Raw genomic sequence first — 12,804 nt, 5'->3', positions numbered from 1 at the left:
ATGATGCAAACAGGCGTGCAGTTTCAGACGCTTATGAGTGCGAAACAGCGCTTTTTCATGATGACAGCGATCTGCCTTGGAGCTTTTTTGTCGCATTTCACGGCAGGAGTCGTCAACGTGTCGCTGCCTTCTTTTACGCAACTGTTTCAGACGGAGTTGGGAGTGGCCCAATGGATTACGACCGGATATTTGCTCGTCATCGCTTCGCTGCTTCCCGTCATGGGCAAGCTCGGTGACCGATACGGTCACCGGATGCTTCACAACTACGGCTTTTTGCTCTTTACCATCAGCTCTGTCCTCGTCGCATGTTCGACGACGATTGCCACATTGCTTGTCCTGCGGGTCGTGCAAGCCGTCGGTGCGGCGATGTTTCAGGCTACGAATATCGCTCTGATTACACTGCTGCTGCCAAAGGAAGTGCGTGGGAGAGCGCTTGGGATTATGAGCACGGCTGTAGCGCTCGGCGGGATGACTGGCCCGATTGCCGGCGGATTTATCGCTTCTGCATGGAGCTGGGAATGGCTGTTTCTCGCGCATGTTCCGGTAGCGGTTGTAGCGACTGTGCTTGCGTTTCGCTACATTCCTGTTCACTTGCCGAAAAAACAGGCGAAATCAATCGATGTTTTTGGCTCGGGCTTGTTCACGATTGCAGTCAGTTCCCTGATTTTTGCGATTTCTGGCGGAAATGAATGGGGCTGGCTATCGGCGCGGCAAATCATGCTTTACGGCCTTGCCATCGTCGTGCTCTGGCTGTTGATCTGGCGAGGACGCCATCAGGCAGAGCCGTTTTTGCCTGTCGCGGTTTTTCGGCTTCCTGCTGTCTCGACAGGGCTTTTGATCAGTTTTGCTTCGTTCGTGTTGGCCAACCTGGTTTTGGTCGTTATGCCGTTCTACCTGCTTGATTATGCGAAAATGTCTTCTCTGTCAGCTGGCTATCTGCTCACAGCGTACCCTCTGCTGCTGGCATTGACGGGGCCGCTTGGGGGCTGGGCCGCCGACCGTTATCAGGCTCAAGCCGTTGTACTGGCCGGACTGGGGAGCATGGGAGCAGGACTGGCCGCTCTGGGAGTATGGCTTGGGCACATGTCCGCGGTTGAACTGATCGCAGCGATTGCGCTGGTGGGCGCCGGGATGGGGTTGATCGCCTCGCCAAACAACAGTTACATCATGAAGCACGTTCCGCTGGAGCATGCCGGGGCAGTCGGGGGCATGATCGCGCTCACCCGAAACGCAGGACTGGTGACAGGCGCGGCACTTGGCCTGGGGATGATGAACGGACAAACAGCAGGGGCGCAACCAGATTTGGAAGCGTACAAAACCGTGTTTATCATGGGCGGCTGGCTCAGCTTATGCTGCCTGTGCATCTGGGGGTATGCGACCCGTAGCAACGACCGGAAAAAGCGAGCAAACGGATAGGGACCAGACGGATGCCAGGCTTCAATCGTTCCAGTCCACGCAGGGGGCAGGGCCGAGAAGCTTTTACAGAAGAGAGGACGAGGCGCATGAAAAAACAAAAAATCCTGGTGGTGGGCGGTTACGGACATGTAGGGGCAACGATCTGCAAGGAACTCGGGGAGCTGTATCCAGGCCAGGTGTATGCCGCCGGGCGCAGCATGGAAAAGGCCGAGGCTTTTTGCCGGGAAACAGCGGGGAAAGTGCGCCCCCTCGCGTTCGATCTTCGACAGCCGCCAGAGCAGGAGCTGCTTGCGGAAGTAAAGCTGGTGGTGATGTGTCTGGACCAGCATGATACGGCATTCGCCGAGCAGTGCCTTTTGAGCGGAACGCACTACATCGATGTGTCTGCATCCGGTGCCTTTTTGACCCGCCTGGAGCAATGGGGCAGGCGTTCCCAAGCGAAGGTTACAGGAACTGCCGTGCTCAGTATCGGACTTGCGCCGGGCTTGACGAATCTGCTCGCAGCCCATGCGCATCGTTTGCTGGACGAAGTGACGGAGCTGGATATTTTCATCATGCTCGGTTTGGGAGATCGGCACGGCAAGGCGGCGATGGAATGGACCGTAGACCATCTGTGCACGCGCTATGATGTGACGCAAGATCATCGCCGGGTGAGCGTAGAGAGCATGACAGACGGCAAACTGGTCGATTTCGGAGCAAAACTGGGGAAAAAGAAAGCGTACCGCTTCCCTTTTTCCGATCAGCAGACACTCGCCGGAACGCTCGGTGTAGCGTCAGTCTCCACACGGCTTTGTTTTGATCAGGAGTGGGTGACGAGAGCAGTGGCTGCGTTTCGCCGCAGCGGAATTTGCCGACTGCTCAAGCGGTCAGCGGTACGGAAAGCCGTCGTGGAATCGTTTTTGCGCTGGAAATGGGGAGACGATCTATTTGCCATCAAGATCGAGGCACGGGGAAAAGCGGGCAATCACGCGGCAATGGCGACGTGTCAGTTGCAAGGGCGCGACCAGTCCCATATGACGGCAAAAGTGGCCGCATTTGCAGCTAAAACACTCTACTCGGAAGATTTTCCGCAAGGCGTGTACCATATTGAACAGTTGTTTAAATGGGAACAAATGCGGGCATGGCTGCCAAAAGAAGCGGATTTGCAGGTTTCTGTAAGCGAATTGCCCCGATAGATGAAGCAGGGCCGGGAGAAAAACTTTCTTCTGGCCCGAAAGGTTGACAACGAGTCATGCTGGCTCTATAATTATCTTAAATTAAAGATATTTACTGCACGCGCTCATCAGCTTCTCGACCAACCAAGTTTGTTGCAGTCAGTATCCTCAAGGGCAATCGTTAAGTTGTTTTTTGTGTTAATATCTTAAATTAAAGATTTTTAAAAATGATGATAATGGCACACACCATTCGGTGATGTCGAGGAGGAAATCAAAATGAGCGAGTTTACTGCATTAGTGAAAAACCGGAGATCTGCCAATAAATTTATCCCTACTGAATCTATTACGACAGTTGAACTTGAGGAGATCATGTCGCTCGTCAAATTTGCCCCATCCGCTTTTAATCTCCAGCACGCGCACTATGTGATCGTGACCGAGCCAGAGACAAAGGAACGAGTATATGAAGCAGCACAGAGACAGTATAAGGTAAAAACTGCGTCCGCTGTCATCTTGGTGCTCGGCGATCTGGAGGCGTACAAAAATGTGGGGCCAATCCACGAGGGGCTGCTGCATTTGGGAGTCATGGATCAGCGCGAATACGATCAAACTGTATCGTCTGTCCATTCCTTCTACGAAGCTGGTGGAGATCAGTTCAAACGGGATGAAGCGATTCGCAATGCCAGCCTGTCGGCCATGCTCTTCATGCTTGCCGCCAAAGACAAGGGCTGGGACACGTGCCCGATGATCGGCTTTGATCCGGAAGCAGTCCGCGATATTTTGCGCATTCCGGATCGTTATGTGCCGACGATGATGATTACGATCGGAAAAGAAGATACAGCGAGCCAACGCGTGAGAGGGTACCGCAAGCCGGTAGGGGAGTTCGTCAGCTACAACACATTCCAGGCCGAATAATCGAGAAATAGAAGCAAAAATATACGAAGGAGGTCATCAGCTATGTCTCAACAAACAGCAGGTATTCATCATATTACAGCCTTTGTCAAAAATGCACAGGATAACGTTGATTTTTACGCAGGCATTCTCGGTCTGCGACTGGTCAAAAAAACGATCAACTTCGATGCCCCCGAAGTGTACCATCTGTACTTCGGCAACGAGGTGGGCAGTCCCGGAACGGCGATTACTTTCTTCCCGTGGGAAACGGCGCGACATGGCCGCATAGGCGGTGGACAAGTCGGCTACACTACTTTTCTCGTTCCTGTCGGCTCGCTCGATTTTTGGGAAAAGCGTCTCGACAAGTTCCAGGTGGAGTATCGCCGCGTAGAGCGCTTCCAGGAAATCTATCTGCAATTTGCCGACAAGGACGGTTTGCAACTGGAGATTGTCGAGCGCGAAGGCGGCCCCGCGAGCCAGTGGACGTTTGGAGGTATTCCCGCTGACAAGGCAATCAAAGGGTTCGGTGGAGCGATTCTGTACAGCGTTGCGCCGAAGCACACGATGGAAGTGTTGGAAAAGCTGATGGGCCTGACCCGAGTCGGCGAAGAAAACGGGCTTGTCCGCTTCCAGGCACCCGGCGACCTGGGCAATATCATTGATGTCAACGCCGAGCCAATGCCGAGAGGCGCAGGCGGAGCAGGAACTGTGCACCATATCGCTTGGCGTGCCAAGGATGACCAGGATCACCGCTTGTGGCAATCGCGAGTGGCGCAGTCTGGCTTCCATCCTACCGATATTATTGATCGGCAGTATTTCCACGCCATCTATTTCCGCGAGCCAGGCGAGATTTTGTTTGAGATTGCCACTGACCCGCCAGGCTTTGAACGAGACGAGCCGTTCGAGTCGCTCGGTGAAAAGCTGATGCTGCCCGAATGGTATGAACCACATCGCGCCGAGATCGAGCAGGGACTGCCGCCGATTGCTGTGCGCGTGCTTGCGGAGGACAAGGAATGAAACACATTTTTCGAAAAGGAAGCGATCTCGCAGCCCCCACTCTGTTGCTGTTGCATGGAACAGGAGGGGACGAAAACGATCTCGTGCCGCTGGCTGAGCTGATTCATCCCGGCGCTTCTATTCTCAGCGTCAGAGGCAACGTCCTGGAAAACGGCATGCCCCGGTTTTTCCGTCGCCTGGCAGAGGGTGTGTTCGATGAGGAAGATTTGGTGTTCCGCACGGAGGAGCTGCATGAATTTTTGAATCAGGCAGCGGTCAACTACCAGTTTGACAGGGAGAATATCGTCGCAGTCGGATATTCCAACGGCGCGAACATTGCCGGAAGCTTGCTGTTCCATTACGCCAATTCGTTGCGCGGGGCGGTGCTGTATCATCCGATGGTGCCAAGGCGCGGGATTCCCCTGCCTGACATGAGCGGCATCCCGGTGTTCATCGGGGCGGGAACGAACGACCCGATTTGCTCTCCCGAGGAGTCGGAGGAGCTGAAGCAGCTGTTGGCAGCGGCTGGGGCCGATGTGACTTTGCACTGGGAGTCATACGGTCACCAGCTGACCAAGATGGAAGTGGACGCTTCCGCCAACTGGTTTGCAGAGACGTTTAACCAATAAGAATCGAAGGCCATTGTTGCTTAGGCAGCGATGGCTTTTTGTTCATCTGCCGTTCATATTCCCCAACTATACTGACGAAAGCAACCTTGCGTCCCTTTTTCCGCAACGGAACTGAACCGGAAAAATTGCGTAAGGGACTGCATCGCGGGAGATGCTACCCGTTATAATCAGATCATCAGCCTTGAGATAGACACGGCAAGGGGAGAAGCCTGATGAAAATGACGATCTTGGTCGCAGATGACGATGCGCACATTCGTGAACTGCTGAGATTTTATTTAGAAAAAGAAGGATACCGCGTGCTGGCTGCCGCAGATGGGAGCCAGGCATCCGTTTTGCTTGAGCAGGAAAAAGTTCAGTTGGCGATCGTCGATGTGATGATGCCGGGGAAAAACGGCTGGGAGCTGTGCAAGGAGATTCGCGAATACTACGATATTCCCGTCATCATGCTGACGGCAAAAGGCGAAGTAAGGGACAAGGAAAAAGGATTTTTGGCCGGAACGGACGACTACCTCACCAAGCCGTTCGAGCCGACGGAATTGCTGTATCGGATCAGGGCCTTGCTGCGCCGCTACCAGATGGTCAGCAAGCAGGTCATTGTCATGCATGATACCGTCATCGACCGGATGAGCCACGTTGTAAAAATCAAAGACGAAGTCATGCATCTCCCTCTCAAGGAGTTTGAACTGCTCGCCCAGCTCGCCAGTTTTCCCGACCGGACTTTTACGCGGGATCAACTGCTGGATTTGGTGTGGGGAGGAGATAACGAGAGCGACAGCCGCACGATCGATGTCCACATCAAACGGCTGCGGGAAAAATTTACGGACAAGACCGATGACTTTGTCATTTCCACTGTTCGCGGCCTCGGCTACAAGCTGGAGGTGCGCGGCGGATGAGATCCCTCTACTTTCGGGTCGTGCTCATGTTCGTCGCGATTGTCATCGTCAGCGGGACGCTTGGCTTTCTCCTTGCCAACGAATATTACCAGCGCAACATGCGCACGTACAATGAACAAAAAATTACCCGGATCGGACAGCAGATCATCGATTTGTACGAGCATAATGCCGCCAGTATGGACTTGCCTGCCTTTATGACCCATGTAGCCAATCTCAATTTTCAGCTGTATCTCGTAGACGAGAACGGACAAGTCCAAACGTTCGGAGCGCCTTTCCGCGACCAGCAGATTGAGCCGCAGATCGTGCAAAAGGTGCTTGCCGGGGAAACGTACAGAGGAATCGCCGAAGAACAACACGGATTGTTCGTTACCGGATTTTTTGAAAATACGCTGAAAAACAGCATCGGTTTGCCGCTGGAAGCAGAAGGACGGAAATACGCCTTGTTTGTGCGGCCCAGCATCGAGCAGCAGTTTGGCGAAGTCCATGTGATGTTTGCCGTGCTGCTTGCCGCCATGTTTTTGCTCAGCTTGATGTTTATTCTGATATTCACCCGCTATTTGGTTCGGCCGATCCAAAAACTGAGCCAGGCGACGAAAAAGCTGGCGGAAGGCGAGTACGAAATCCAGCTCGACATCTCGCGCCGAGACGAAATCGGGGAGCTGGCGGCCAACTTTGCGCAGATGACAGAATCGTTGAAGCAACTCGATGACATGCGCCAAGAGTTTGTTTCCAACGTCTCGCACGAAATCCAGTCTCCGCTTGCTTCCATCCAGGGATTTTCCCAGGCGATCCGCAGCGGCGGCATGCCAGAGGCGCAAAAGGCGGAGTATTTGGCGATTATCGAAGAAGAGAGCAGGCGACTCTCCTTACTGAGCAAACAGCTTTTGACGCTCGCTTCGCTGGACAAGGAAACGGGCTTGTACGAGCCGAGCGAATATCGGCTGGACGAGCAGTTGCGACAAGTCGTACTGCTGCTCGAACGCCAATGGCAGCAGAAAAAGCTGGAGCTAGAGCTGGAACTGCCGGACACACTCGTCACCGCAGACAAGCAGCTGTTCAATCAAGTATGGATCAATTTGCTGTCCAACAGCATCAAGTTTACTCCGCCGCATGGCACCATCTTTGTCTCGATTCGGCAATCGCCCGACATCGCCGTCATCATCCGCGATACAGGGATCGGCATTTCGGAGGAGGAGCGCCAGCACATTTTCGAGCGCTTTTACAAAGGCGACAAGTCCCGCAATCGGGAAGCGACAGGCAGCGGACTCGGTTTAGCCATCGTCCAGAAAATTGTCCAGGTTGCAAAAGGCAGCATCGAAATCGACAGCCAAACAGGAGTCGGCACGACCATCAAGGTCACTTTGCCAGCCCAGGAACGCCCCCGCAAGTAAGACAAGCCGGGGGCGTTTTCATTTGCCGCGAAGTCATAAATACTAGCCGCAGCCATTACGTTAGGAAAAGGATGCGTCATTGCATGAGCGTGAAAATAATGGAAAAAGAGGGGCTGCGGGATGAATGCTGGACTGTACGACTACTGGCTCGTCTTTGTGACAGGCTTGCTCAGCGCTCCTCACTGCATCGGGATGTGCGGCGGGATCATGTCCACCATGACGCTTCAATCCAAAGCGTCGCTTGCGCAAACGATCCTGGCATACAATACGGGGCGAATTGTGACGTACATGGCCGTAGGCGCATTTATGGGCTTTGTCGGATCGTTTGTGAATGCGGCAGGAGTCGTAGTCGGATTGCAGGGAATTGCCAATATCGCCGGAGGGCTGTTGATCATTCTCTGGGTCGTCAAAAAAGTGGCGCTGCCTTTGGACAAATACAGTCCGCTCAAACTCCCCGCCGCGCAAAAGCTGTTGCAATTGCAAAAAGAGCGGCAGGGAACAGTGCCTGTGCTGGCAAGCGGACTGCTGCTGGGCTTTTTGCCCTGCGGACTGACGTATACGATGCACATGAAAGCCGCCGCTACTGGCAGCGTCCTGCAAGGGATGACGACCTTGGGCGTGTTTGGCTTGGGCACTTTGCCCGCGCTCGTGGCAATCGCGTTGTTTTCACTGGTTTTGTCGAAAGCATTTCGCTCCAAGGTGATGGTCATGGGCAACGCTCTTGCGCTCTGCATCGGGATATTGTCCGTCTTGCGGGGAATGGCCATCAACGGCTGGATTCCCACCGTTAATCCGTGGCTGTGGTAGTCATTACAATGCTTTTAGCTATTATGGCTCCACTTCAAAAGAATACGCTGTGCTCATGGCTGTGCCGTCCATCTCGAAAGTAATCGTAGCCAGCCATTCTCCCAGCATGGTCGGCACGATTTGCGCGACGTATTCGCCTGCTTTTTCCTGCGTCGCTTCAAAGACGATAGCGCCGTGGTCCATATTGGGCATGGTCAGGGACACGGAGACTTTTGCTTTGGCCAGCTTGGCTGCATGCTCGGCTGGCACGGTAATGCGCAGCGTGTTTTCTTTCACGTTTTTCGCCGGAGCCGGATCAAGCTCGACCTGCAACGGGATGGACAGCTCCGCAAGCATTGGCGTATCTGTTTTTTGTGCGAGAGCAGTGCTGGCGTGTTCAGCATGATCCGCAGAAGCGCAGCCAACGAGTGCAAGGAGAACGGACAACAGCAGGGACGACAGCCGAAAGAATCCGGATTTTCGCAGCATTCTCACCACTTTCCCATGAGTTACAAGCTTCCCTATCGTATTCATGACAGTTGCCATTCATACTTCATCTTCTACTGAATTGTCCTGCCGCATAGGTTGGACATGAGGGCATGTACGGAAGCTGAAGGGGAGTTTTTCATGACCATCAACCAAACGTATCAGGTCACAGGGATGACTTGTGCAGCGTGCGCCAACCGGATTGAAAAGCGGCTGCGAAAAGTTCAGGGCGTCCAGGAAGTCCACGTCAATCTGACGACCAACAAGGCTCGGGTAGCCTTTGATCCTGCGCAAACCAACGATCAGGAGATCATGACCAAGATTGAACAGCTCGGTTTTTCCGCGAGTTTGAAGCAAGCAGAGCTTCAGGAGGAAAAAAAGCTGCTGCTTCGGCGGTTTATTTTCTCGGCTATTTTGACGATCCCGCTTTTGTGGGCGATGGCGGCGCACTTTTCCGTCCTGTCATTCATCTGGGTGCCGAGCTTGTTTCTTCTGCCGCTGTTTCAGTTTGCACTGACGCTGCCGATCCAGCTGTTTATCGGGCAGTCGTTTTACATCGGGGCGTGGAACGCGTTGAAAAACCGTTCCGCCAATATGGACGTGCTGGTTGTGCTGAGCACCTCGACCGCCTTTTTGTACAGTCACTATTTGACGTTTACGACCATCGGGCAGGAGAGTCACGGTCTGACGGTTTACTACGAGTCTTGCGCCGTCATTTTTACGTTTCTGCTCCTGGGCAAATATTTGGAGGCGATGGCGAAAGACCGGACGAAAAATGCCATCGGACAGCTTCACCAGCTTCAACCGACGATGGCGCATGTCCTGCGCGGCGATGAGGTGCGGGCTGTTCCGGTAGCAGAGCTGGCAACGGGCGATATTTTCATCGTCAAGCCAGGCGAGCGGATTCCGACAGACGGAATCGTGCTGGAAGGGCACGCGAGCGTCGATCAGTCGATGTTTACCGGAGAGAGTCTGCCTGTGGAGAAGTGGGGCGGCCATTCCGTAATCGGCGCCACGTTGAACCAGAGCGGCTGGCTCAAGGTAAAAGCGACAAAAGTAGGCGAGGATACCGCGCTGACGCAAGTGATTCGCACCGTGGAGGAAGCGCAGCTGTCCAAAGCCCCGATCCAGAGAGTGGCGGATGAAATCACGGACGTGTTCGTGCCGATTATCATCGCGATTGCCGTTATCACTTTTGTTGCCTGGTACTACGTCTTTACCGCGCAAGATTTGGGCGGCGCGCTGGAAAAGGCGATCGCTGTCCTGATCATCGCTTGCCCGTGCGCACTCGGTCTGGCTACGCCCATGTCGATCCTGGTGGTGTCTGGACGGGCGGCACAGATGGGCATTTTGTTCAAGCAGGGAAAATTTTTGGAAGTGCTGCAAAAGGTCGATACGGTTGTGTTTGACAAAACGGGAACATTGACCCGAGGGGCTCATCAGGTCGTCGGGATTAATACACGCGGATGGAGCGAGGCGGCGTTTTTGCGTCTGGTGGCCGGGGCGGAGTTGACCTCTGAGCATCCGTTGGCGGCAACCATCGTGGCTCATGCCCAAAAACAAGGCTTGTCCATTCCGGCAGCTACGTCCTTCGCATCCCTTCCCGGCTATGGGATCGAGGCGACTGTGGAAGGCCATACGGTTGTAGTCGGATCTTCCAAGCTGCTGACCCGAAAAAACATGGACATCGCCCCTTTGCAAAGTCAGGTGGAGCTTCACGGGGCGGAAGGAAAAATGGTGCTGCTGGTCGGCATTGACGGGCGTTTGGCTGGATACGTGGTGCTGTCGGATCAATTGAAGCGAGACGCGAAAAAAGCAGTCGCCCAACTGAGAAAAATGGGCAAGGAAATCATCATTATTACCGGAGACAATCCGCATACGGCGGCAAGCGTGGCAAGACAGGCCGGCATCGGGCAAGTGTACGCCGGGGTGCTGCCTGCGCAAAAAGCGGAGTTGATCTGGGAGTTGCAAGCAAAAGGGAAAAAAGTCGCCATGGTCGGCGACGGGATCAACGATGCGCCAGCCCTGTCCGCAGCCAGTGTCGGCATTGCCTTGGGCACCGGAGCCGACATTTCCAAAGACTCGGCAGATGTCATCATCATGCACGGAGAGGTACGCGGCGTTGTCCACGCCATCAGGCTCAGCCAAATGGCGATGAAAAATATTCGGCAAAACTTGTTTTGGGCGTTTTTTTACAATGCCATTGCCATCCCGGCGACGATGCTTGGCTTTTTGGCTCCGTGGCTTGCGGGCATCGCCATGGCGTTCAGTTCGCTGTCGGTAGTGCTGAACTCTTTGCGCATGCGCAACAGGCGCATGGAAAAGTAAAAAACCGAGCCATCAGGTAGCTCGGACATTCGCTTTCTGTTCTTTTGCGTGCTCTACGCCCGCGAGGATCAAGTGGCGCACATGGTCATCGTCGAGCGAGTAAAAGACGAGCTTGCCTTCCTTGCGGTACTTGGCCAACCCCATATTGCGAAGAAGCCGCAAATGATGCGAGGTGTTGGCGATGGAACTGCCGATGATGGCTGCCACGTCGCAGACGCAAAGCTCGTCTTCCATGGACAGAATATGAATGATTTTCGCCCGGGTGTCGTCCGCCAGCGCTTTGAATATTTTCGCTACCCCTAATGATTCGCCAGCGTGCGGCTTCAAGCGACTGACCTTTTCTTCGTCGTAACATTGAATTTCACAGATGTCGTCCATCGTTATAATCACCTCTTGCCCACTACAATGTCCTACTATTATAGACATTCACATGAAAAGAGAAAAGATAGCGGCGCACTGATCAGGGGGCAGCCCCGTATTTTTGGATGAAAAAGTTTGGCAGCATCGTTTTTTGTTTGATCAAGCAACTTGGCTTGTCTCTTGCCATATGAATAGGCGAAGGGTTGTTTCTCATCCAATTACAAGGAGGGGTGAGCGTGACGGAAGCAACGCAAAGGACACGTTACAAGCTGGTGATTGTAGGTGGAGGCAGTGCAGGCATATCGGTTGCGGCGCGTCTGCTGCGTCAATCACGCGCGTTAATCGGCCAGATCGCCATCATTGATCCTGCAAGCAAGCACTATTATCAGCCGTTGTGGACACTGGCAGGTGCGGGTGTCGTCAGCCGGGAGTCGACGGAGCGCGACGAAGCCTCCGTGATTCCCAAAGGAGCGGTCTGGATACAGGATGCCGTCACCAAATTTTTCCCCCAAAACAATACCGTCATGACAACGTCGGGAACAGCTGTGCATTATGATTTTCTGGTTGTCGCCGCTGGCATCCAGATTGATTGGGGTAAGGTAAAGGGACTGAAGGAAAGCATCGGCAAGCATGGGGTGTGCAGCAATTACTCGTATGACTACGTCGAGAGCACGTGGGAGCAAATTCGCCATTTTCAGGGAGGCAACGCGCTGTTTACCAACCCGAACACTCCTGTGAAATGCGGCGGAGCACCGCAGAAAATCATGTACCTCGCTGACGATTCCTTTCGCAAAACAAAGGTGCGCTCCCGCTCGACCGTGCGTTTTGTCTCCGGCGCAGCGGCTATTTTCGGTGTGAAAAAATACGCGGAAGCCTTGCAAAAAGTCATTGAAAGAAAACAGATTGAGACGATCTTCAAGCATAATCTCGTAGAAATCGTCGCGGATAAAAAGCAAGCCATTTTCGAGAACCTGGACACAAAAGCGCAAGTAGCCATGCCGTACGAGATGATCCATGTCGTGCCGCCGATGAGTGCGCCGGATTTTATCAAGCACAGTCCGCTCGCTGCCGCTGACGGCTGGGTCGATGTCGATCCGTTCACCCTGCAGCATGCTCGCTTCCCCAACATCTTTGGCATAGGCGATTGCACCAACTTGCCTACCTCCAAAACAGGGGCGGCGATTCGCAAGCAAGCACCAGTCGTCGTGCAAAACGTCTTGTCGCTCCTTGAAGGAAAACCGATGACCGAGCGATACGACGGCTATACATCGTGCCCGCTCGTCACTGGTTACGGCAAATTGATCCTGGCTGAATTTGATTACGAGCTGAATCCGCGCGAGACATTCCCTTTTGACCAATCCAAGGAACGGTTAAGCATGTATTGGCTGAAAAAAGAGCTGCTCCCGCGGATGTACTGGCACGGCATGCTTCCGGGAAAGTTGTAGGACCACGCGAGCGGATGGCTGCTTGATAAAAG

Annotated in this window: 12 protein-coding genes; 10 read left to right on the top strand and 2 right to left on the bottom strand. The window is 53.8% G+C overall.

The features are described from left to right. Positions 1–3 precede the first annotated feature (3 nt). From IRJ17_RS02480 to IRJ17_RS02445, 8 genes are all read left to right on the top strand, one after another. Complete coding sequence (locus IRJ17_RS02480; RefSeq protein ID WP_242773066.1) at positions 4–1,416, top strand: MFS transporter; 1,413 nt, start codon at positions 4–6, stop codon at positions 1,414–1,416. 86 nt (positions 1,417–1,502) lie between these two features. Further along, entirely contained in the window at positions 1,503–2,591 is a 1,089-nt protein-coding gene (locus IRJ17_RS02475) for a saccharopine dehydrogenase family protein (protein ID WP_242773056.1), read from the top strand. A 255-nt stretch (positions 2,592–2,846) separates the two neighbouring features. After that, positions 2,847–3,482 (top strand): nitroreductase family protein, encoded by a 636-nt coding sequence (locus tag IRJ17_RS02470; protein WP_242773053.1) that lies wholly within the window; start codon positions 2,847–2,849, stop codon positions 3,480–3,482. Between the two features lie 42 nt (positions 3,483–3,524). Next, positions 3,525–4,475, top strand: a complete 951-nt coding sequence (locus IRJ17_RS02465; protein WP_122962196.1) for a ring-cleaving dioxygenase — start codon at positions 3,525–3,527, stop codon at positions 4,473–4,475. Then, entirely contained in the window at positions 4,472–5,083 is a 612-nt protein-coding gene (locus IRJ17_RS02460) for an alpha/beta hydrolase (protein WP_242773050.1), read from the top strand. The genes IRJ17_RS02465 and IRJ17_RS02460 overlap by 4 nt, the downstream gene beginning before the upstream one ends. Positions 5,084–5,295: 212 nt before the next feature. Continuing rightward, positions 5,296–5,976 carry a response regulator transcription factor gene (locus IRJ17_RS02455; RefSeq protein ID WP_173599711.1) on the top strand — a complete coding sequence of 227 codons (681 nt, stop codon included), beginning with the start codon at positions 5,296–5,298 and terminating at the stop codon, positions 5,974–5,976. Continuing rightward, positions 5,973–7,367, top strand: coding sequence for a sensor histidine kinase (locus IRJ17_RS02450; RefSeq protein ID WP_242773047.1), 1,395 nt, complete (start codon positions 5,973–5,975; stop codon positions 7,365–7,367). The genes IRJ17_RS02455 and IRJ17_RS02450 overlap by 4 nt, the downstream gene beginning before the upstream one ends. Before the next feature lie 120 nt (positions 7,368–7,487). Next, a complete protein-coding gene (locus tag IRJ17_RS02445; protein WP_122962200.1) occupies positions 7,488–8,174 on the top strand; it encodes a sulfite exporter TauE/SafE family protein in 687 nt (228 codons plus the stop codon). Positions 8,175–8,195: 21 nt separating this feature from the next. Here IRJ17_RS02445 and IRJ17_RS02440 read toward each other — a convergent pair whose 3' ends face one another. Beyond that, a complete protein-coding gene (locus tag IRJ17_RS02440) occupies positions 8,196–8,642 on the bottom strand; it encodes a FixH family protein (RefSeq protein ID WP_242773044.1) in 447 nt (148 codons plus the stop codon). 138 nt (positions 8,643–8,780) lie between these two features. Here IRJ17_RS02440 and IRJ17_RS02435 point away from each other — a divergent pair, with 138 nt between their 5' ends. Continuing rightward, entirely contained in the window at positions 8,781–10,967 is a 2,187-nt protein-coding gene (locus tag IRJ17_RS02435; RefSeq protein ID WP_242773041.1) for a heavy metal translocating P-type ATPase, read from the top strand. A 12-nt stretch (positions 10,968–10,979) separates the two neighbouring features. Here IRJ17_RS02435 and IRJ17_RS02430 read toward each other — a convergent pair whose 3' ends face one another. Next, entirely contained in the window at positions 10,980–11,345 is a 366-nt protein-coding gene (locus tag IRJ17_RS02430; RefSeq protein WP_063229102.1) for an ArsR/SmtB family transcription factor, read from the bottom strand. A 218-nt stretch (positions 11,346–11,563) separates the two neighbouring features. Here IRJ17_RS02430 and IRJ17_RS02425 point away from each other — a divergent pair, with 218 nt between their 5' ends. Further along, the gene (locus tag IRJ17_RS02425) at positions 11,564–12,772 is read left to right on the top strand and encodes an FAD/NAD(P)-binding oxidoreductase (protein ID WP_242773032.1); all 1,209 of its coding nucleotides are present in this window, start codon (positions 11,564–11,566) and stop codon (positions 12,770–12,772) included. The last annotated feature ends 32 nt before the right edge of the window (positions 12,773–12,804 follow it).

Origin of the sequence: Brevibacillus parabrevis, assembly GCF_022701015.1 — a bacterium.
GTDB lineage: Bacteria > Bacillota > Bacilli > Brevibacillales > Brevibacillaceae > Brevibacillus > Brevibacillus parabrevis.
Note: the sequence above shows the minus strand (reverse complement) of the source record. Positions and strands in the feature narration are given on the sequence as shown.